This is a genomic window from Pseudoalteromonas undina, from assembly GCF_000238275.3.
GTDB classification, from domain to species: Bacteria; Pseudomonadota; Gammaproteobacteria; order Enterobacterales; family Alteromonadaceae; genus Pseudoalteromonas; species Pseudoalteromonas undina.
This window is the reverse complement of record NZ_AHCF03000002.1, coordinates 148,299-169,669: the sequence shown is the minus strand read 5'-3', so window position 1 is coordinate 169,669 and position 21,371 is coordinate 148,299. Positions and strand designations below refer to the sequence as shown.

General features: G+C 39.4%; 17 protein-coding genes. 7 read left to right on the top strand and 10 right to left on the bottom strand.

Annotated elements, in window-relative coordinates; genetic code table 11:
• The first annotated feature begins 14 nt into the window (after nt 1-14).
• Nucleotides 15-413: an 8-oxo-dGTP diphosphatase MutT gene (mutT, locus tag PUND_RS01385; protein ID WP_010390390.1), complete on the top strand. Its 399-nt coding sequence runs from the start codon at nt 15-17 to the stop codon at nt 411-413.
• Nucleotides 414-499: 86 nt separating this feature from the next.
• Here the strand turns inward: mutT and PUND_RS01380 are convergent, their stop codons facing one another.
• The 3 genes from PUND_RS01380 to pmbA all read right to left on the bottom strand — a co-directional run bounded on the left by PUND_RS01380 (nt 500) and on the right by pmbA (nt 4,749).
• Nucleotides 500-2,572, bottom strand: coding sequence for a M13 family metallopeptidase (locus PUND_RS01380; protein WP_010390389.1), 2,073 nt, complete (start codon nt 2,570-2,572; stop codon nt 500-502).
• Nucleotides 2,573-2,810: 238 nt separating this feature from the next.
• On the bottom strand, nt 2,811-3,290 hold the full coding sequence (locus tag PUND_RS01375) for a DUF721 domain-containing protein (protein WP_010390388.1): 480 nt from the start codon (nt 3,288-3,290) through the stop codon (nt 2,811-2,813).
• A 109-nt stretch (nt 3,291-3,399) separates the two neighbouring features.
• Nucleotides 3,400-4,749 carry a metalloprotease PmbA gene (pmbA, locus tag PUND_RS01370; RefSeq protein ID WP_010390387.1) on the bottom strand — a complete coding sequence of 450 codons (1,350 nt, stop codon included), beginning with the start codon at nt 4,747-4,749 and terminating at the stop codon, nt 3,400-3,402.
• Nucleotides 4,750-4,894: 145 nt separating this feature from the next.
• Here pmbA and yjgA point away from each other — a divergent pair, with 145 nt between their 5' ends.
• Both yjgA and hemN read left to right on the top strand, forming a co-directional pair.
• Entirely contained in the window at nt 4,895-5,419 is a 525-nt protein-coding gene (yjgA, locus tag PUND_RS01365) for a ribosome biogenesis factor YjgA (RefSeq protein WP_010390384.1), read from the top strand.
• Between the two features lie 116 nt (nt 5,420-5,535).
• Nucleotides 5,536-6,909, top strand: a complete 1,374-nt coding sequence (gene hemN, locus PUND_RS01360) for an oxygen-independent coproporphyrinogen III oxidase (protein WP_010390381.1) — start codon at nt 5,536-5,538, stop codon at nt 6,907-6,909.
• A 68-nt stretch (nt 6,910-6,977) separates the two neighbouring features.
• Here the strand turns inward: hemN and PUND_RS01355 are convergent, their stop codons facing one another.
• From PUND_RS01355 to PUND_RS01345, 3 genes are all read right to left on the bottom strand, one after another.
• On the bottom strand, nt 6,978-7,493 hold the full coding sequence (locus PUND_RS01355) for a DUF2489 domain-containing protein (RefSeq protein ID WP_010390378.1): 516 nt from the start codon (nt 7,491-7,493) through the stop codon (nt 6,978-6,980).
• A gap of 12 nt (nt 7,494-7,505) precedes the next feature.
• Nucleotides 7,506-8,090: a Der GTPase-activating protein YihI gene (yihI, locus tag PUND_RS01350; protein ID WP_008112715.1), complete on the bottom strand. Its 585-nt coding sequence runs from the start codon at nt 8,088-8,090 to the stop codon at nt 7,506-7,508.
• A 750-nt stretch (nt 8,091-8,840) separates the two neighbouring features.
• Nucleotides 8,841-9,473, bottom strand: a complete 633-nt coding sequence (locus tag PUND_RS01345) for a c-type cytochrome (RefSeq protein ID WP_010390373.1) — start codon at nt 9,471-9,473, stop codon at nt 8,841-8,843.
• 281 nt (nt 9,474-9,754) lie between these two features.
• Between PUND_RS01345 and yihA the strand changes: the two genes are divergently transcribed.
• Complete coding sequence (yihA, locus tag PUND_RS01340; protein WP_041709727.1) at nt 9,755-10,396, top strand: ribosome biogenesis GTP-binding protein YihA/YsxC; 642 nt, start codon at nt 9,755-9,757, stop codon at nt 10,394-10,396.
• On the opposite strand, the gene PUND_RS01335 is transcribed toward yihA, so the two are convergent.
• From PUND_RS01335 to polA, 3 genes are all read right to left on the bottom strand, one after another.
• On the bottom strand, nt 10,397-10,915 hold the full coding sequence (locus PUND_RS01335) for a DUF1285 domain-containing protein (protein ID WP_010390369.1): 519 nt from the start codon (nt 10,913-10,915) through the stop codon (nt 10,397-10,399). It abuts the gene before it with no gap.
• On the bottom strand, nt 10,912-11,499 hold the full coding sequence (locus PUND_RS01330; RefSeq protein ID WP_010390366.1) for a YceI family protein: 588 nt from the start codon (nt 11,497-11,499) through the stop codon (nt 10,912-10,914). Before PUND_RS01330 ends, PUND_RS01335 begins: the two co-directional genes overlap by 4 nt.
• Nucleotides 11,500-11,996: 497 nt before the next feature.
• A complete protein-coding gene (polA, locus tag PUND_RS01325; protein ID WP_010390364.1) occupies nt 11,997-14,732 on the bottom strand; it encodes a DNA polymerase I in 2,736 nt (911 codons plus the stop codon).
• A gap of 510 nt (nt 14,733-15,242) precedes the next feature.
• On the opposite strand from polA, the gene elbB reads away from it, so the two are divergent.
• The 3 genes from elbB to PUND_RS01310 all read left to right on the top strand — a co-directional run bounded on the left by elbB (nt 15,243) and on the right by PUND_RS01310 (nt 19,229).
• Nucleotides 15,243-15,890 (top strand): isoprenoid biosynthesis glyoxalase ElbB, encoded by a 648-nt coding sequence (elbB, locus tag PUND_RS01320; RefSeq protein ID WP_010390362.1) that lies wholly within the window; start codon nt 15,243-15,245, stop codon nt 15,888-15,890.
• 204 nt (nt 15,891-16,094) lie between these two features.
• On the top strand, nt 16,095-16,487 hold the full coding sequence (locus tag PUND_RS01315) for a c-type cytochrome (protein WP_008112730.1): 393 nt from the start codon (nt 16,095-16,097) through the stop codon (nt 16,485-16,487).
• A gap of 177 nt (nt 16,488-16,664) precedes the next feature.
• The gene (locus PUND_RS01310) at nt 16,665-19,229 is read left to right on the top strand and encodes a bifunctional diguanylate cyclase/phosphodiesterase (RefSeq protein ID WP_010390361.1); all 2,565 of its coding nucleotides are present in this window, start codon (nt 16,665-16,667) and stop codon (nt 19,227-19,229) included.
• Between the two features lie 13 nt (nt 19,230-19,242).
• Here PUND_RS01310 and rep read toward each other — a convergent pair whose 3' ends face one another.
• Complete coding sequence (gene rep, locus PUND_RS01305; RefSeq protein WP_010390360.1) at nt 19,243-21,261, bottom strand: DNA helicase Rep; 2,019 nt, start codon at nt 21,259-21,261, stop codon at nt 19,243-19,245.
• Nucleotides 21,262-21,371 lie beyond the last annotated feature (110 nt).

Genomic DNA, 21,371 nt, shown 5'->3' with positions numbered 1-21,371 from the left:
TTAAGGGAGAGGTAATGACTAAAGTAATCATCAATGTTGCTGTGGGTGTAATTAAAAAAAATAACAATTTGTTTATTTGTAAACGTGCAGATGAGCAACATCAAGGTGGGTTATGGGAGTTTCCTGGTGGCAAAGTTGAAGCTGGAGAAAGTGTATTTCAAGCCCTAAAACGTGAACTGCTAGAAGAAGTAGGGCTGACTATTCATAGTTCAAGCGAACTTATCATTATAGAGCATGACTATGGCGATAAATGCGTACGACTTAATGTGCATGTGGTCAGTAACTTTAATGGTCAAGCTCATGGCGCAGAAGGACAACCAAGCGAATGGGTCAGCATAGACGAACTTGATAACTATGATTTTCCTGCTGCTAATGTTGAGATAATCAGCGCCATAAAAACGAAATATAGCTAGTTTTATCATCAAGTATATAAGTAACTAAAAAGCCAGTGAGCATCATGCTCACTGGCTTTTTATTTTGCGATTAGTTTAAGCTCAAATTACCAAATTTTTACGCGATCTTCAGGCTTGATATACATTTTATCGCCCTCTTTAACATCAAACGCTTGGTAAAATTCTGGCATGTTCGACAAAATACCAATTACGCGATAATGACTAGGTGAATGTGAATCGGTCATTAAACGATTACGTAATGCCTCATCACGGTATTTACGACGCCAAATTTGCGACCATCCCATAAAGAAGCGTTGGTCACCCGTATAACCTTCAATAATGGGCGCTTTCGAATCACCCAGCGATAGCTGATACGCTTTATAAGCGACGGTTAAGCCGCCTAAATCACCAATGTTTTCACCCAGTGTCAGCTCACCATTAACGCTGGCATCTTCAAACGGTTTATATTGATTATACTGTGCAACTAGGGCAGCACTTCGCTGTTCAAACTGCTTAAGGTCTGACTCGCTCCACCAATTACGTAAATTGCCATCACCGTCGTATTTTGCCCCTTGGTCGTCAAAGCCATGGCCTAACTCATGGCCAATAACCGCACCAATAGCACCATAGTTAACAGCATCATCCGCTTCTAAATTAAAGAAAGGAGGCTGCAGAATCGCCGCAGGGAATACTATTTCGTTATTCACTGGATTGTAGTAAGCATTCACTGTTTGTGGCGTCATATGCCACTCAGATCGATCAACTGGCTTACCTAATTTAGCAATCATATCTGCATAAGCCCATTCACTGTAGCGAATATAGTTACCTACCAGTTCATCAGGGTTAATCGCTAAATCTGAGTAATCTTTCCATTTATCTGGGTAACCAATTTTAGGGGTAAACTTATTGAGTTTTTCTTGCGCCGCCACTTTTGTTTCAGGGCTCATCCACTCAAGGTTTTCAATTGCCACTGAATAGCCTTTAATCACATTATCAACTAACTCTTCCATACGTGCTTTTGCTTCTGGCGGGAAGTTTTCTTTAACGTAGACTTTACCTAAAATTTCACCCAGCACACTGTTTGATGCATCAACGGCTTGCTTCCAAAGTGGTGCTTGCTCTTCAACACCACGCAACGTGGTGCTGTAAAAATTAAACTTCAAATCCACTAAATCTTTATTAAGTAGCTGCGCGTAATTACTAACAAAATGGAATTTTAAATAGTTTTGCCAAACAGCTAAGTCAGTATTGTTGAAAATCTCTGCAAATTTTTCAAAGTAACTTGGTTGGCGCACAATTAACTCTTGAGCATCAACGCCAACTGCTTCGAAATAGGCATTTAAATCAAACTCACCCATTAGCGAGTTAGCTTCAGCTACCGTCATTTTATTGTATGACTTAGTTGCATCACGGCTTTGCACTCGGCTCCACTGTGCATCAGCAAGTGTCGTTTCAAGTGCTAATATCGCTTTGGCTGCATCAGCGGCATTATTAACGCCAGCTTTAGCTAAAATATCGGTGATATACGTTTGATAAGCCGCGCGAATTTTTGTGAATTTTTCATCATCTTTTAAATAGTAGTCGCGGTCAGGTAAACCAAGTCCCGCTTGATAGGCATAAAGCGCATTTTCACTTGAGTTTTTAGCGTCATTATTAACATACCAGCCAAAAGGAAGATCGCCACCTTTAACTTGTAGCTGTGCCATCAGTGTGACCAACGCGGCTTTATCTTTCACTGTATCAATGCTTTTAATAGCTGGCTCAAGTGGCAAAATACCTAACTCTTCACGAGCATTTTCAGCCATATAGCTAGAATAAAATGCACCAATCTTATATTCATCTGAACCTGGTTTTGCACTACTATTAGCACTGGCGTTTTCAAGCACTGTTTTCATTGCTTTTTGCGATTCATCATATAACTGTGAGAACGACCCATAGTTAGACTTGTCACCTGGAATCTCAGTTTTTGCTAACCATTGACCATTAACATGGTAATAAAAATCATCCTGTGCACGAACACTTTTATCCATATTTTGTAAATCAACACCTAGCGCACCAGGAGCCGCCACCGGTGCAGTTACTGTGGTTGATTCTGCTTTCATTTGTTGTGGCTTTTCGCCGCAGCCAACCAAACCTAACGCCAATGCAATACTGGCGGCAGTCATTGTTATTTTTTTCATAAGAATTCCGTATATTAATTAGAATAAATACGCATTTCATTAAGATTTGATAACTCAAAAAAACAACAATAGGATGCAGTCTATTACCTGCTTAATGAAATACGCATCAGCTACAACCTAATTTAGGAAGCACTAGCTAAGCATAATAAACCTGATTTAAATAACAATAAAATCGAATATGTAACAAAGTATTTTGCGTTTGTTCAAAGCGTGAAAAAGAGCCTAGCATGAGGGCTAGCTAGGGCTTACTTTTGCCATGTAATGCTAAGCGCTGCAGCTTTTCTTTTAATGAAGGAGGAGCAGAATCGGCGATCGCATTCAAATAATCAGCCGTTTGCTCACTCATTTTAAGAGAGTTAGTCGCTTGGCTATCTGTCGCTTTAGGACGATTACTTAATCGTTGAGTTGCTTGTGGATTGGCGGTAATTTTTATTTGTCCAAGCTCTGCCATACCTGCGGCTCTAAAATGAGACTGTATATCCATTTTTAAATAATTAAGCCTAAGAGCAATAGGAGCTGAAACAGCTTCTATCATCAGTGTGCCGTCACGATAATTACTTACTCGACATTTATCGCCTAGCTTAGGCCCTAAAAAATCGCGTAACAGCTGTTGCTGTGTATCCAATGCTTGGCTTTTTCCCGCATAGGCTGCTAAACGGTTGTTTAGCCCGGCCATGATGTCGGTTAATGGTTTTGGCGCATATCTATCTTTAGCCATATCACACCTTAAAAACCTCAAAGGAAAGTTTGCTTAAATTAAGCTTAATTTAAGCAAACAAAGTGGGTGTATACCAATTCGCTGAATTAAGTATTATTGTGGATGGGTATTAAGCACCCGCAATTTGCATTTGCTCAATCAGCACTGAGCCCGTTTGAATACCACCACGTCGCTCTATATCGCCACCAATAGCTGAAATACCTTTAAATATATCTCTTAAGTTACCAGCAATAGTTATTTCACTTACTGGGTACTGTATTTCACCATTTTCAACCCAAAAACCAGCTGCACCACGAGAGTAGTCACCAGTCACGGTATTTACACCCTGCCCCATAAGTTCAGTGACTAACAAACCCGTGCCCATGGTTTTCAATAGTGTAGCTAAGTCCTGATGGGTTTGCTCAACCAACCAGTTATGAATACCACCGGCATGGCCTGTTGGCGTCATATTCATTTTACGCGCTGCGTAGCTCGCTAATAAATATGTTTGCAATTCACCACCGTGTATTATTTCTCTGTCTAGAGTTTTAACCCCTTCGCTATCAAAAGGTGATGATGCTAACCCTTTTAGTAAGTGTGGGCGCTCTGAAATATTAACGGTTTTGCTGAACACTTGTGTACCTAAGCTATCCAGTAAAAAACTGGATTTACGATACAGTGCGCCACCGCCGATTGCAGACACTAAATGGCCAAACAATGAGTTAGCAATATCGGCTCTAAAAATAACCGGCACTTTCATGGTACCTAGTTTTCGACTGTTTAGTTTAGCTAGGGTTTCTGCAGCGGCTTCAAGCCCAACACTTGCAGCATCTTTTAGCCCTGCTTGATCGCGAGAAATTGTGTAGGCTGAGTCGCGCTGCATATGCTCACCCTCTTTGCCTATTACCATAGTGCTTATGCTATGGCGTGTTCTTGGGTAGCCTGCAATTAAACCATGACTATTGCCATACACTCGCAGCCCTTGGTGTGAAGAAAAGCTAGCACCATCAGAATTTACAATTCGCTCATCCGCATTTAATGCGGCTTGCTCAGCAGCATGACATAAATCAATTCCTTGCTCAGGGCTTACATCCCAAGGATGAAATAAATCTAAATCTTTAGGCGAAAACTCAAGTAATTCTTTATCAGCAATACCATTGCACGGATCGTCTGAAGTGAATTTAGCAATATCTATGGCTTTTTCGACCACAGTTCGCAATGTTTTTGGATTTAAATCAGCCGTAGAGGCGGAGCCTTTGTTATTACCAACATACACGCTAATGCCTAAACCACCGTCTTGATTAAACTCAATGGTTTCTACCTCGCCCATGCGCGTACTTACCGACAGCCCTGATGTGCTTGACATAGCAGCTTCTGCAGCAGTAGCGCCTAGCTTTTTAGCATGTTCGAGTACTTCAGAAACGGCATCTTTTACTTGAGAAATTTGCGAATATATTGGATCTTGGTGTTGGCTTTTCATAAATTCTGTCCTGAGCCCTGAAGGCCATGTTGCACACATTTTTTATATTTAAATGCTAACACACTCACTGCACCACATCAGCTAATATTAATCACTAAAAGAATCGCGTATAATAGATAAAGTTATTTTTACTTAAGAGCACCCCATGGCGAAGAAAAAAGGCAAGCCTGCTGAAATTGAAGAAGAAATTATATATGTATCAAAAAGTGAACTTAAGCGCGAAGCGCAGGAGTTTCATCAGTTAGGGTCTGAAATTGCCAAAATGGGTAAAAAGCAGCGCGAACGCTTACCGCTTAATGATGATTTAAAAGAAGCAATGGTTGTTGCCGATAAAATTAGTAATAAAAGTGATGCCTACCGCCGCCACTTAAATTACATAGCAAAAACCCTTCGTACAGTAGAAAATATTGAAGAAATTAAAGCGATCATTGATGTAATGCTTAATAAAAATAACCAAGCAGAGGTTATGATCAAAAAGATTGAGCAGCTGCGCAGTGATTTAATTGAGCAAGGCGATGACTTAATCAACGAAACAATTGAACAATACCCAGCTCTTGAGCGCCAAAAAATGCGCCAACTGGTGCGTAATGCGGCCAAAGAAGTAAAAGCAGAAAAGCCTGCGAGAGGCTACAAAGAGCTATTTCAGTATTTAAAAGACGCCATAATGTAACGCAGCCACGTTACATACTAAAAAGATGCTACGGCATCTTTTTTTGTTGTAGATCAAAACCCCTTCCCCTTTCCTTTTTTACAATACGCAGCAACTAAAAAGATAAGGTGCGCGTGATGATTAAACTTCCTCAATGGGATCAAACTTTAATAAACAAATACAATGTATCGGGCCCGCGTTACACGTCTTACCCGACTGCACTTTCGTTAGCTGACGGCTATCAGCAACAAGATTTGATTAGCGCTATTGAATCATCGCAAACCCGTGCTTTGTCTTTATATATTCACATTCCTTTTTGTAGCCAGCTTTGCTATTACTGTGGCTGTAATAAAGTCATTACTCGCCATCAATCTAAAGCTGATACCTACCTAGATTTTTTAGCTAAAGAAATCGTGGCACAAGCGCCGCTATTTCAAGACTATCGGGTTGAGCAATTACATTTAGGAGGCGGTACTCCAACCTTTTTGACCGCAGCCCAAATGACTCGCTTAGTAAAGCTACTAGAGCAACACTTTAACTTTAGCGATACCTGTGAGCGCGGTATAGAAATAGACCCTCGCTCACTGGCTGACAATATGCTGATTGACTTAAGCGAGATGGGATTTAATCGTGTGTCATTTGGTATTCAAGATTTTAATGATCAAGTTCAGCTAGCTGTTAACCGCCCTCAACATGTTGATGAGGTAAAGCAGTTAATTACCCAAGCAAAACAATTAGGCTTTAAATCAATTAATGCAGATATGATTTATGGACTGCCATTACAAACACCTGAGAGTTTTAAGCAAACTATTGAGCAACTGATTGCTTTAGACCCCGACCGTGTTTCAGTATTTAACTACGCTCATTTACCTGATCGTTTTGCCGCTCAACGTAAAATAAAAGATGCTGATTTACCCAGTGCCCATAATAAGCTCACTATGTTCAAAAATACCCTAGAGCAAATGACACAGGCGGGCTATCAATTTATAGGTATGGATCACTTTGCAAAAGTTGATAATGAATTGGCTATTGCTCAAAATAGCGGCCAACTTCATCGTAACTTTCAAGGTTACACTACCCATGGAGAATGTGATTTACTAGGCTTAGGGGTCTCGTCAATATCGCAAATAGGCACAGCCATACTACAAAATAAGAAAGAGCTAAAACACTATTACCAAACAATCGATGAGCAAGCAGGCAGTGCCATTAATAAAGGCATGCATTTAACCCAAGATGACCTTATTCGAGCGGATGCAATTAAACAACTTATTTGCCAGTTTGAGCTTGATATGAGCGTATTCGCGAACAGGCATAAAATCAGCTTTAATGACTACTTTAAAGATGCCTTAGAGGCACTCGCACCATTAATTGCCGATGAAATGGTAACAATAGAAAACAACCTAATTAGCGTAACACCAAAAGGGAATTTATTTATTCGTATTATTTGTATGTGCTTTGATGCGCACTTACAAAAACAAATAAATGCCACTCGCTTCTCACGGGTTATATAATTTAAAAAATAGCGCGCATAAAAAAAGCAGACCTAGGTCTGCTTTTTTTATGCTGTAAAATTTAAGTGCTAGTTAAAAACCACGTTTTCGCTGCCTTGGGCTGCTTTAAATTCAACAATAATTTTTTTACAGTCAGCTTCAATTTCATCACTCAGTGATTCTTCTGCGCGCCAGCGTGCGGTATCTTGCTTAAAAATTTCTTTTTTAGCGTACTTTTTGCGCGAATCGTGAGTTGGCATTTCTTTTACCACGTCGTACATTTTATAAATGCCTGGGTATGCAGTTGTTAAGTCACGCTCAGTATCAAAACTATATTGCGACATCAGCACCCAAATACGTAAACAGCCCTCAGAGTAATCACATTGCTTTTCATTCATCGCACGTGCAATTAAATGAATACTATCGGCTAGCTTTGCATTACGTTTTAAACGCGACTGCTTAAGTTTTTGCTGTTGCTCTGCCTGTTGTTTGCTAATTAGCTTTTTTTGCACATTTAGCTTGTAGAGCAACTGACCCGCATAAAATGCCAAGCCCGCTATAATAGCAGCACCTACAACTAAGGCTAAGATCACTGCTGTACTCATTGCGTATCCTTATTACTTATCTTCGTCGTCATCTAGCCATTCATTAGCTAGGTCGTTTGATAGGTATTGATCAAAATCTGAATTACTTTCTTCATCACTGAAGTCATCTTCAAATTCTTCTTCATCTTCAATGCCTAATAACTTACACAGCACTTGGTGACGCGCTATACGGCTATTAAAGTATTTAGCATCTTTACCCGTTAGCATTTCACCTTGCTCATGACGCTCAACTAATTTAAGCAAGCGCTCATCATTTTCAAGCGCCTCTAATTCTTGCTCAGGCGTTAACTCAGGCTCAATCGCCTTTTTAAGCTCTGCTACAGGCTTAAGGTTACGTTTCATTTCGACTTTTGGTTCAGCGGCTGGGGCAACTAATGGTACTGCTTTTTTACTACCAACACGTTTGTCTTTAGCAGCCGAACCTGTTTTTTGAGTGTCATTACTCAATGCATCAGGTGCATTACGTGAACCAGGCTTAGCGCCTTTGGTTTTTTTTACACGTTGCTCTTTCAATGCACGCATTTCTTTAAGCTTATCTTGGCTTAAACGAACGGGTCCATTTGATGGAATTTTACGTGACTTTTTCTTTCTACTCATATCTTGATCGTCTCACTTAAGAGGTTTTGAGCGAGGCGCAACTCAATGGGCATCGCGATGCTGGCCTAGCCAGAAGAATTCGGTTTGCGTTTTAGAGGTTGGGTTTCTCTATATATACGCCAAAGCATATTTAGATGCTTTTTTTAAACGGGGGGTATTGTAACAGGACAAATAAAAAGGCGGTAGAGAAAACATCTCTACCGCCTGCTAATCTGAGCGCCATTATATGGACACTTCTCCCTTCGACTTTTTAGTCTTTATTATTTTTATTATTATTTCTTTATCCGTATTATTATTATTTATCTTCCGTGTAGCATTCCATTTTGTTTTTATTATTAAACTTCCATGAGTTTTTATTATTTTCGGTCTTTCCTGACACTTTTTTGTTATTTCCTTTAGTAGCACTCTCAATGTGCTATTCAGTCGTGCCGCGCTACGATCCTTATAACGTTTTCCTATTTGTTATTATTGTTGCGACAGGGGTTAATTTACTCGTTAATAATTTTGTTACAACTAATTTATATCTTTTTTCTTATGTAAAACATAACAAAAGACGTTAAAAATTATAAATTACAATAAGTTAACTTAAAAAATAAAAATAAAATGAGACTTTTCTTACATTAAAGTATGGTCAATGTCTTACAAGTGAAGGGGCTTTATCGGTCATTTCAGAAACAAAAAAAGCAGCCAAAGCTGCTTTTTGTCTATTTAACATTGTATTATGTTAACAATATCTAAATAAATACGACTTTAGTGTAGACCACCTAGGTATTTAGATAATGTTTCAATGTCTTTATCAGTTAATTTCTGAGCAATATCTTGCATAACACCATTTAGGTCGTTATTACGAGTGCCATCTCTGAACTGTTCAAGTTGTGACTTGATGTATTCAGGATGTTGAAAAGAAATTTTTGGGAATTTAGCTAATGAAGAGCCATTACCACGTGGACCATGACAAGCCGCACATGATGGAATTCCGCGTTCAGCGTCACCCGCTTTGTACAACATAGCGCCTGTTTCTTGAACATCTTTAGGTGTAGCACCTTCAGACATATTCAAAGAAGCAAAATAAGCAGATAAGTCTTTCATATCTTGATCGCTCAATGGCATTGCCATACCGCTCATTACTGGATTCATTCGACCTTCTTTACCGCCCGAAGTCATACCTAATTTAAATTCAGTAAGTTGTTTGTATATGTAATCTGCGTGTTGGCCTGCAATTTTTGGGTAGATGTTAACCGGCGCATTACCGTCTGGGCCGTGACAAGCCGCACACGTTGCTGATTTTTCTTTACCTGCGTTTACATCGCCATCAAATGCTGTTGCGTTGCTTGCTGACAACGCACCAAGCAATATAGTTAAAGATAGTGCTATTTTTTTCATGGTGAATTCTCTGTTTCCGACCCTGTATCATCTACAATATGGATGTTGTGATTTTTATATTCTACACGATATTAAATTCTCTGGCACGTTTTCTACACACATTAAACCTATAAATTATAGGGTTTTGAGTAAAATTAATCGCTAAGCCAGTTAAAATGTACCATCAGCAACGGTTTTACATGCTCAAATACACTTTTTAATAGCTACTTTATAGTATAAAATACGCGCCACGGGTGAATTTGGTTTACCCAATGTTATTTTTTTTAGTTTTAGGAGAGCCTGTGCTCAAATCTCGTATCAAGTATAACACTGCGTCTTTTGTTACAAGCGCGCCAGACATCACTAAATTACCTGCTGATACGGGAATTGAAGTCGCGTTTGCCGGTCGCTCAAATGCAGGTAAATCAAGTGCGCTTAATGCCCTTACCGATCAAAAGTTAGCACGTACTAGTAAAACACCTGGCCGTACTCAGCTGATCAACACATTTGAACTTGCCGATGTCGATGACATGCGCCTAATTGACTTACCAGGTTATGGCTTTGCGAAAGTGCCAATTGAAATGAAAAAGAAATGGCAAAAGTCGCTAGGCGAATACCTACAAAAACGTCAAAGCTTAAAAGGTATTGTGGTGTTGATGGATATTCGTCATCCATTAAAAGATTTAGACCGTGATTTAATTAATTGGGCTGTAGGTAGTGAAATTCCAGTATTGGCACTATTAACTAAAGCAGATAAGCTCAAGCAAGGTCCACGTAAATCACAGGTACTTAGTGTTCGTCGTGAATTGAGTGAATTAGATGGCGATATAACAGTTCATGCATTTTCATCACTTAAAGGCACAGGCTTACCAGAAGTCGCTAAAAAGTTAGATGAGTGGTACTTAGGTCCAATCGTAGCAATTCCACCTGCTGACACAGAGTAATTACCCTAAATAAAACCGCTCATTCGCGGAGGTAATAAAATAGCCGAGCTCATCTGTTTCGGCTATTTCAGCCCACTGATAAAACACATTTCTGGCAACTCGCGCAAAACAACCATAGGGTAATTGCATATAAGGCACTGCAGCGCCTTTGTAATTATTAATATATAGCGGCTCAGCACGACTTAGTAGCCAGGTACGCTGTAGGTTATCAATACAACAAATAACATCACCATCAGATGTCGACTCACGATGCCAACTTACAATAATAAATGGCGCATCCTTAACCTCAATCGCAATTTTCTCTACTGGCGTTTTTAAATAAAACTGTCCATCTTCGCGACACAACACACTAGCAAACAGCTTTATCATGGCTTGGCGGGTAATTTCACTACCCGCATAAAACCATTTACCTTGCACGTCAATCAGCAGTGGCAATTGCCCGCAATGAGCAGGCTGCCATTGTTCAAAAGGTTTACTTGGCTCGCTTAGTTGCTTACTAAGTTCGTTAAGAGAAATCACTGTTTTTTAAAGGTCAGTGCAAAAGTAACCGGTACCGCAGTAGCAATCGAAGGTAAGCCGGCTAGTTTTTGTAACTGCATTATCCCTTCGGTGACTTTAAAGTCATCGCTATTAATAATAATAGGCTTGAATGATGCTACGCTTAAATCCCCGTTTTCCGCACTACTAACAAGTACATCAACTGCAAGTGGCTTTTTATGACCGTGAAAGTCTAGCTCGGCGCTAACACCTTTTAATACGTACTGCCCAGGCTGCTTAATAAGTGACAATTTATCAGATAAGTCAGCGGTTAATACTGCATTTGCAAAAGTGTCAGATTCAAACAAAATTTTGCTTAGGCGCTCGTTACGAATAGGAATAAACGTTTCAGCTGAGGTTAAATCAACATTTACGCTAAACTGACCTTGCTCACTCAATTGCCCTGATAACTGAGTAAAATGGCTTGCCTCAGCAATGCTATTTTTTTTAATTGAGACAAAACTTAATTGGCTTTTATCATTGAGTAACTGCCAGTTTGCCGATGCAACACCTGAAACTAGTAAACATGATAAAGATAAACCTGCTACAGCTAATGTTTTAAACATAATGCACTCCTAAAATAAAAGATTTATACCCGAAAAAATAATACTTTGATCAGTCAAATTGAAAATCACTAATACGCTGAGTTAAAAAGAAAACGCACAGTAAACTGATGGTATCACTTGAAACGCTAAGTGCAATTAGAGAATAAATTTAACGCTTAGGAGTAAAGCTATAAAAAAACGGCCCATCAAATATATGATAGGCCGATATAGCAAACTGGGGAGAAGCTATCAATACGTTGCATCTTACGATGCATCATCAACAGGATGTCCTACAGGATGAGGACGGGCGGCACTTTACCAAAAGCAAGCGTAAAAATACAAGCATATTATCGATATTCGAAGCGAATTGACGAACCTCTAACGATTTAATACAAACTGCTGTTTAATTTAACTTTCTTTTAACCTGCAAGCTAAAAGAAAAGCGCCTATTGGCGCTTTTAAATAATTCTTTTTAACTGTTGTGTTTACCTAAGACAAGTCATCCTTGGCATACTAAATTAGTGCGCTTGTTCCCAGTTATCACCTTCGTCAGCTTCAACTATAAGTGGTACATCTAGCTGTGCCGCTTGTGACATCAGCTCACAAATTTGCTGAGTGTATTGCTCAGTGCACTCTGTTTTAATCTCAAATACCAATTCATCGTGTACCTGCATAAGTAGCTTAACCGTATTAGGCGCTTGCTGATTAACCCATGCATGTACTGTTAACATGGCTTTTTTAATAATATCAGCAGCAGTGCCTTGCATAGGGGCATTAATTGCTGCGCGCTCAGCGCCTTTGCGGCGTGCTCCATTGCGGGCATTTATTTCTGGTAAATGTAAACGGCGGCCAAAAATAGTTTCTACGTAACCATTTTCTGCTGCTTTTTCACGGGTTGTTTCCATGTATTCTAAAACACCTGGGAAACGCTCAAAATATTTATCAATATAATGCTGCGCTTCATGGCGTGGTACATCAAGTTGACGTGCCAAACCAAATGCCGACATGCCATAAATTAAGCCAAAGTTAACGGCTTTAGCTTTACGGCGCATATCAGATGTAATCTCTTCAAGCTCAACTCCAAATACCTCAGCAGCTGTAGCGCTATGCACATCTAAGCCATTTGCAAAGGCATTGAGCAACCCTTTATCTTGTGAAAGATGCGCCATAATACGCAGCTCTATTTGGCTGTAATCGGCCGCCACAATTTTATATCCATCAGCAGCAATAAAGGCTTCACGAATACGGCGCCCTTCTTCTGAACGAATAGGAATATTTTGTAGGTTAGGATCGCTTGAACTTAATCGACCCGTTGCTGTTACCGCTTGATGATAAGAAGTATGCACACGCTTGGTTTGCTCATTCACGATCAGTGGCAATTTATCTGTGTAAGTTGATTTAAGCTTAGATAAACCGCGATGCTCAATAATCACTTTAGGCAATGGGTAATCGTGTGCTAATTCTTGCAGTACTTCTTCTGCTGTAGAAGGCGCGCCTTTGGGTGTTTTTTTGATAACGGGCAATTCTAGCTTTTCAAATAACAGTACTTGTAATTGCTTTGGCGAGCTTAAGTTAAACGGTTCGCCTGCGATTTCAAACGCTTCTTTTTCAAGCTCAAGTAATCGTTCACCTAAACGTTGGCTGTGCGTGGCCAACATGTTGCTGTCGATAGCAACACCGGTGCGCTCAATGTCAGAAATAACGCTTACTAGTGGCATTTCTATATTTTCAAACACCGATTTAAGCTTTTCATCCGCTTCAAGTTTCGGCCATAGTACTTGGTGTAAACGCAAAGTAATATCGGCATCTTCTGCGGCATAAGGCGCCGCTTTTTCAAGTTCGATTTGATTGAACGTGAGCTGCTTTTTACCTTTACCTGCAATGTCTTCAAAGCTAATATTTTTGTGGCCTAAATATTTAAGTGCTAATGAGTCCATATCATGACGAGTACCTACGCTGTTAAAAACATAAGACTCCAACATAGTATCAAACTTAATACCATTTAATTCATAGCCAGCATTGGCAAGCACACTTTTATCGTATTTTAAATTTTGACCAACTTTAGCTTTATTTTCGTCAGCTAATATTGGCCCAAGCTTTTGCATCACAAATTCAAGGCTTAGCTGTTCAGGCGCACCTGGGTAATCATGTGCAACCGGTAAGTAGGCGGCTTCCCCTGCTTTTACTGCGAAACTCATCCCTACCAACTGCGCTTTCATATACTCTAAACTGGTTGTTTCAGTATCAAAAGCAAATAGCTCAGCTTCATTGAGCTGCTCTATCAATGTATTAAATTGGGCCTCAGTTAAAATCGTTTCATAGTGCGCATCTTCAACTTTTGGCAACTCATTCTCTTGGGTTGGGACCGCTAAATGTGTGTCAGCATCTTTTGGATTGTCTAGTAATTCAGCTAGCCAGCGACGGAATTCACACTCACCGTATAAGGCAATTAATTCGTCTTTATTCGGTGTTTGCAATTTAAAAGTATCAAGATCGGATTCAACCTCCACATCACACTTAATAGTGGCAAGTTCATAGCTCAATGGTAAATGATCAATCGCTTTTGCAAGCTTTTCACCTATTTTACCTTTGATATCAGCAGCATTATCAATTACGCCCTGAAGCGATCCGTACTTTTGTAACCATTTAACCGCAGTTTTAGGCCCGCACCCTTCAACACCAGGAATATTATCTACTTTATCGCCCATTAAGGCTAAATAATCGATAATAAGCTCAGGTCCAACACCAAACTTTTCAACCACAGTGTCGGGATCTGAAATACTGTCGGTCATGGTATTGATCAAGGTGACATGCTCATTAACCAACTGTGCCATATCTTTATCACCAGTTGATACTAATACATGGCGTTGTTGCTCAGAAGCAATGCGCGCAAATGTACCAATCACGTCATCGGCTTCTACACCTTCAATACTAATTAATGGAAAGCCCATCGCTTTAATAATGCTATGTAGCGGCGCTATTTGGGTACGCAGATCATCAGGCATTGGCGGACGATTCGCTTTATACTCGCTGTACATGTCATTTCTAAAAGTTTTACCTTTGGCATCAAACACCACTACCATATGTGAAGGATCGTATTGTTTGATCAAACTTTTCAACATGTTTACCACGCCATAAATGGCGCCAGTGGCTTCACCTTTAGAATTAGTTAAATGAGGTGGCGAATGATAAGCACGAAACAAATATGAAGAGCCATCAACAAGAATAAGCGGGTTTTCGGGGATCTGAGCCATGGTAAAATTGGATCCTAAATACAAAAAAGTAATATAAGTATAAGCATGCCATAAGGCAGTAAATAAAACGACTGTGAATTAATGTGATTAAGGGCGCTACATTTTTAGCAACTTGTGGATAACTATGTAGATAACACCCACAAACTATCCATCCGAAACATAGCAAAATGCTTAGATTAGTTTGTAATTTATTGTTTTGTTTAAAAAAAGATAATTCGAGGTTCTTTTTTATTATTCTTCTATCAATGTGGAAAAGGCATTTAAACCGTTACTGGTGTTGTAACCCACTTTGATTATTTACGTCCATTTAAATAACTGGATGAGCATTCTAGCATAATGGATCAAAGATCATAGCGATCCTTTATAATTTTTTTTACCCTTACTAGTTATCAAATGGCATATAGCGCATAACAACTTACTTTGCGGCTAAAAAACCAGCAAATAAATTTTTAGATAGGCTGATTCGTCGTGTTAAACTTTATTAAAATGACTTCAATGGAGCAAAATAATATGAAAAATATAGCGGTAATTTTAGCAGGTTGTGGCGTATTTGATGGCAGTGAAATTAATGAAGTAGTGCTTACTTTATTACACATTGAAAAAAACAACGCGAAATATCAGTGTTTTGCACCCGATATTACGCAGTACCATACTCTTAATCACATTACTGGTGAAGAAATGGCAGAGTCGCGTAATGTATTAGTGGAATCGGCTCGAATCACCCGTGGCAATATAAAGTCACTCGCTGAATTAGACATTACACAATTTGACGCTTTAATTATTCCTGGCGGCTTTGGTGTAGCTAAAAACTTATCTGACTTTGCTATTAATGGCACTAACGCGAAAGTAAATGACGAAGTACTGAGCGCTTGTAAAGCATTTGCAAAAGCAAATAAAGCCACCGGTTATATGTGTATTGCACCCGCTTTATTGCCATTCATTTATAATAAACCACAGCTCACTATTGGTAATGATAGCGACACGGCCGATGCTTTAACCACATTAGGCGCTGAGCATATTGAGTGTAAAGTGGATGATATTGTTATTGATAAAAATAATAAGCTGGTTACAACACCTGCTTATATGTTGGCACAATCAATTATGGATGCCGATGCAGGAATCGAAAAACTAGTACGTAACGTATTGGCCATTAGCTAATTATTAGGGTTCTGATCGCATTTAGATGTCTAATGATCCCGTTTTATTTAGGTAATTTATTGAGTTAAGACAATCATTAGTCGTATTTATAAATAAAATCGACTCTGAGCATTTTATAAATCACTGAGTGGAGTTATAATTGGTCTAAATTCCGTCATTTAAAATCGTGATTGATCACGTTCAAATTGAAGTGGGCAAGGCAAAATGAAAAAACTATCAGCTGCAGCATTACTTGTGCTAGCAACCACCGCATACGCACAGCCATATGATAACTCTATGACTGAAGATGCAATTAAAAAACGTTTAGCGCCTATTGGTGCTGTTTACCTTGAAGGTGAGAAAGTAGCGGTTGCTGCACCAACAGGTCCTCGTTCAGGCGAGCAAGTATATCAAGCAGCCTGTTTTGCTTGTCACGGCACAGGTGCTTTAGGCGCTCCTAAATCAGCTGACGATTGGGCTCCTCGTATCGCTAAAGGAAAAGACACCTTATTAGATCATGCGATCAATGGCTTTAATGCCATGCCACCGCGTGGAACGTGTATGGATTGTTCTGATGATGAAATAAGCGCAGCAATCGATTTCATGACCGCTAACTAAAATTAGCCAAATCAAAATGCTTTAAATAAAAGGTTTACGTTTTAGTAAGCCTTTTTTGTTTCTAATTCATGAGTTTTAGCTACATAATTAAGAAAAATATCTACTTGACGCAAAATGTTAAAAGTGGAACTATAATGATTAATAACTATACAAAAAATTATAACTGGTTAAACATCATTGGAAGATAAACTTATTGTACCTAATAGCGTAGTGCGCCAAAATAAACGACTAAAAGCACTATTAAAAAAGTACAAACATGCCTACCACCTCCACAATGCCCTGATACAATTATCAGAGCAAGCAAGTACTGTTGCCGAGCTAACCTTACTTTACCCTGCTATTCATGACATTTTACAAAAGTATGTTCCGAGTAAAAGCTTTTATGTGGTGCTGGTTGATCCCCAGTCACAACAGTTAGAATTATCTTATTTTTCTGATGAAAAAGATGGCATTGCAGTACCACTTAATCGAGATAATAATTTTGAAGAAGGCGCAACGGGTTATGTCTTCAAGCAAGGGAAAACCACTTACTTTACCAAACAGCAAATGCATGATGCTGCCCAGCAAGGCTTATTTAAAGCATTGGGTACACCTGCAGAACACTGGGTAGGCGTTCCTGTTTATCAAGAAAGAAACATTATTGGTGTGTTAGCCGCGCAAAGTTACGACACAGAACAAGGTTACAGTTCGCAACAAATAAACCTGCTTGAGGCCATGTCACTCTATTTAGCCACCGCAATTGAACGGGTTAAAAAACGAGAGTTACTCGAATCAGAAGTAAAATTAAGAACCCGAGCATTAACGCAAAGTAATGACGCTTTAAATGTTGAAATACAACAGCGAAAAGGTGCCCTGCAACGCCAGCAAATATTATTCAAAATTTCAGAGCTGACAACCCAAGCCAAAAATTTAGATGATGCTTATTTTCAAATACACGAAATAATAAAAACCATTACTTACGCAAAAAACCTTTATATTGCCTTGTATGATAAAGAATCAGGTTGGATCAGTTTTCCCTACAGTGTCGATGAATTCCAAGGCAGCACTCAACCACGGCGCTTTGCAAAAGGCTACAGTGAACTGGTTATAAGCACCGAAGAAACACAAATAATTCATCCGAAAAGAGCTCAAGAGTTATTAAATAGTGGCATTGTAGAGCGTGAAAAACCAATTGATGAATCCAAGAGAGCCACCAGCTGGCTAGGCGCTCCGCTAAAAACTTCGCAAGGCGTTATAGGATTAATTGTTTGCCAAGCTTATAATAATGAACACCTTTTTACACATGATGATGCAGAGCTAATCACCTTTGTATCGCATCAAATTGCCACGGTATTACAAACAAAATTAGCTTCACAGGCACTAAAAAAGAGCCACCAAGAACTTGCCTCACGAGTTAATGAAAAAACTAAAGAATTGAGCCAAGCAAATTTACATTTGCAAATGCAAATTGATGAACGTAAAAAAATAGAACAACAGCTTTATCACGATGCTCACCATGACTCACTAACAGGCTTACCAAATCGGAATTTATTTTTAACTCAACTAGAAAAAACCCTGCAATATTATCAACGCAATCCAAATGAGCACTTTGCTGTATTGTTTATTGACCTTGATAAGTTTAAAGATATCAATGATCAGCTCGGGCATCATGCCGGCGATGAGTTTTTAATTAGTGTTAGTAAACTATTCTCACAATGTATTCGTGAGCATGACTTATTAGCCCGTCTAGGCGGAGATGAGTTTGTAGTATTACTAACCCATTTAACTGAGCCAAATCAGGCAGAAGATGTTGCCAATCGCATTATAAAAATTATGCAAAAGCCGTTTTGTACTAAAGGCGTGTGTGTACAAAGTGGCGCCAGTATTGGGATAACCTATTCAAAGCAAAGCTATAAACATACCGATGAAATCATTCGCGACGCCGATGCTGCTATGTATTATGCTAAAAATTCAGGTAAAAACCGCTTTGAGTTATTTCATCCACTGCTCACTGAGCCTATGTTGCAACATGAGTCACAAACATTGCATCACCTTGATGTATTGCCTATGACGTTTCGTAGCTCAGATATTATCACCTTGGATGAGCATTATCAGAGTGCATCGTTATTTGAGGCTTTTGGTGAACACCCAGTCCTTGGCTTTACCAGTTTTGATATTTTAAAGAAATTTGCGAATGATAAAGAACAACATACCAAAGTTGAACTACAACTCATCCAACAAGCTTACCAACAAGCACAAAATGCAGAGATAGCCGTTGCGCTATTGCCTTGCTCCAGTTTACTGTTAGAAGAGCATGAATTTTCTTTACTAAAAGCGACACTAAAACAACCGGTAAACAATGAACAGCTTTGCTTGTTGTTTGATGAGCAGGAGCTGCGTTATGCCAGCGCACAGCAATTAGAGAACTTAAAACAGCTTAAAAAACTCGGTCATTCGATTGGCTTAAACAATTTCGCAAAAGACAAATGCGAGCTTAATTTGGTGACTGAAATAGAGTGTGATTATTTACTCCTTAGCTCCACCTTCAGTAAACGAGTATTACAACAAGAAAGCTACGATTTACAGTTGCAGGGGGTGTTGGCTATTACTAAGCTTAAACAGATAAAAGTGATAGCTAAAGGCCCATCAATATTAAACTTTAGAGCTCTTTTAGATAAACACGGCATAAACCTATTCGTTGCTAAACAGCACCCACTAACCAGCGCTATACCAGCTACACTTAAAAACTCAGAATTAAAATAGCGCTAAACACACCTTATTGTGGCTTTTTCAGCATTGCTCTTAAATTTGCAACCCGAGCTTGGCCTTTTTCCATACGTTCAGCTTGGGTGTTAGGCGCTTTTTTGTTTTCAAAGGCTAAGTCATCTTGCGGTAACTCTTGCACAAATCGACTGAGCTCTGTTTGTGATGTTTCACCAAACTGACGGCGGATTTTAGCATAGGTTAAAGTCAGCTCTTGTTGCGCGCGGGTAATACCTACATAGGCAAGGCGGCGCTCTTCATCCACATTATCTTCATCAATGCTTACTTGGTGTGGTAACAATCCTTCTTCCATACCGACCATAAATACATAGGGGTACTCGAGTCCTTTTGAGGCATGCAAAGTTAATAATTGTACGGCATCAGCTTCATCTTCTTCTTCGTTTCGCTCTAGCATGTCCCGAAGGGTCAATTTACTAACTACTTCAGCCAGTGTCATTGGCGGATTATCGGCATCGCCTGTTAACATGTCTGTTATCCAGCGATACAGCTCGGACACATTTTTCATCCGCATTTCAGCAGCTTTGGCACTAGGCGATGATTCATACAAGTAAGCTTCGTAATTAATATTACGTACTAAATCCTTCACCGCCTCCAGTGTATCACTGCGCACTGCGTTATCTGAAAGCTCAACCACCCAACGGGCAAACCCAGCTAATGCATTTAAACCACGTCCTTTTAGTCTGTATCCTAAGTCGTTATCAAAGCAGGTCGCAAATAAGCTTTGGTGTTTTTCATTAGCTAAGGTGCCAAGCTTTTCAAGCGTGACTGTACCAATTTCACGACGTGGGGTATTCACAATTCTTAAAAAAGCATTGTCATCATCTTGATTCACTAAAAGACGTAAGTAAGCCATGATATCTTTAATTTCAGAACGTGAAAAAAACGACATTCCACCACTAATTTTATACGGGATTCGGTTACTCATTAACGACTTTTCAAAGCCCCGCGCTTGATGGTTACCCCGGTACAAAATAGCGTAATCTTTATAGCTGGTGCGTTTCATAAATTTATGAGAAATAATCTCTGCGACCACACGTTCTGATTCATGTTCTTCATCACGACAGCCAATGACTTTAATTTGCTCACCATAGCCCAACTCACTAAAGAGCTTTTTTTCAAACTCATGGGGGTTATTTGCAATTAAGATATTGGCCGCTTTAAGAATGCGCCCAGCACTACGATAGTTCTGTTCTAGTTTTATTAATCGAAGCCCAGGGTAATCTTTACTTAATAACACCAAGTTTTGTGGACGAGCACCACGCCAAGAGTAAATTGACTGATCGTCATCTCCCACCACAGTAAAGCGTGCTCGTTCGCCTACCAGTAATTTCACTAATTGATATTGGCTGGTATTGGTATCTTGATATTCATCCACCAGTAAATAACGAAAACGCTGCTGCCATCGCTCGCGTGATGTGGCATTACTACTTAAAAGCAGCGTGGGGATCATAATTAAATCATCAAAATCCAGCGCGTTATACGCTCTTAATTGATTTTGGTAACGCGCATACAACTGAGCAAACAATGCCTTTTGCGGCTCTCTGGCTTCGCGAATAGCTTGTTCTGGTAAAATAAGCTCATTCTTCCAACTACCAATTTGCATTTTAAGTAGATTTAGTAAGTCTTTGTCTTTTTTAAGCTCGTCTTCGGTTAAATCACCGAGTAATTGATTAGTATCTTGGTCGTCAAACAACGAAAAACCGGGTTTAAAACCCAATGTTTTTAACTCTTTTTTAATGATCTCAAGTCCTAGTGTATGAAAGGTAGACACCCATAAACCTTTAGACTCTTGTTTTCCCAAGGTTTGCAAAACCCGCTCGCGCATTTCTTTAGCCGCTTTATTGGTAAAGGTAACCGCCGCAATATTACGCGCTTGATACTCACATTTTTGTACTAAGTAAGCAATTTTGTTGGTGATAACTCGCGTTTTACCCGAGCCTGCGCCGGCTAATACTAAGCAAGGACCACTAATGTACTTTACCGCTTCATCTTGTTTAGGATTGAGTTTCATAACGACCAGCTGATTGCAAAAAGACGGGCAATTTTAACGTAATCACTACAATACGCCTAGCCAATAAGGTAATATTAGTTATTATCATTTTAGGCAACAGGCAAGGGACG

Coding starts and splice junctions, on each gene's coding strand:
- PUND_RS01375 (WP_010390388.1), bottom strand. CDS start 3,290: ATGGCTAAAGATAGATATGCGCCAAAACCATTAACCGACATCATGGCC.
- PUND_RS01345 (WP_010390373.1), bottom strand. CDS start 9,473: ATGAAAAAAATAGCACTATCTTTAACTATATTGCTTGGTGCGTTGTCA.
- yihI (WP_008112715.1), bottom strand. CDS start 8,090: ATGAGTAGAAAGAAAAAGTCACGTAAAATTCCATCAAATGGACCCGTT.
- mutT (WP_010390390.1), top strand. CDS start 15: ATGACTAAAGTAATCATCAATGTTGCTGTGGGTGTAATTAAAAAAAAT.
- PUND_RS01380 (WP_010390389.1), bottom strand. CDS start 2,572: ATGAAAAAAATAACAATGACTGCCGCCAGTATTGCATTGGCGTTAGGT.
- PUND_RS01330 (WP_010390366.1), bottom strand. CDS start 11,499: ATGTTTAAAACATTAGCTGTAGCAGGTTTATCTTTATCATGTTTACTA.
- hemN (WP_010390381.1), top strand. CDS start 5,536: ATGATTAAACTTCCTCAATGGGATCAAACTTTAATAAACAAATACAAT.
- pmbA (WP_010390387.1), bottom strand. CDS start 4,749: ATGAAAAGCCAACACCAAGATCCAATATATTCGCAAATTTCTCAAGTA.
- PUND_RS01355 (WP_010390378.1), bottom strand. CDS start 7,493: ATGAGTACAGCAGTGATCTTAGCCTTAGTTGTAGGTGCTGCTATTATA.
- polA (WP_010390364.1), bottom strand. CDS start 14,732: ATGGCTCAGATCCCCGAAAACCCGCTTATTCTTGTTGATGGCTCTTCA.
- PUND_RS01315 (WP_008112730.1), top strand. CDS start 16,095: ATGAAAAAACTATCAGCTGCAGCATTACTTGTGCTAGCAACCACCGCA.
- elbB (WP_010390362.1), top strand. CDS start 15,243: ATGAAAAATATAGCGGTAATTTTAGCAGGTTGTGGCGTATTTGATGGC.
- rep (WP_010390360.1), bottom strand. CDS start 21,261: ATGAAACTCAATCCTAAACAAGATGAAGCGGTAAAGTACATTAGTGGT.
- yjgA (WP_010390384.1), top strand. CDS start 4,895: ATGGCGAAGAAAAAAGGCAAGCCTGCTGAAATTGAAGAAGAAATTATA.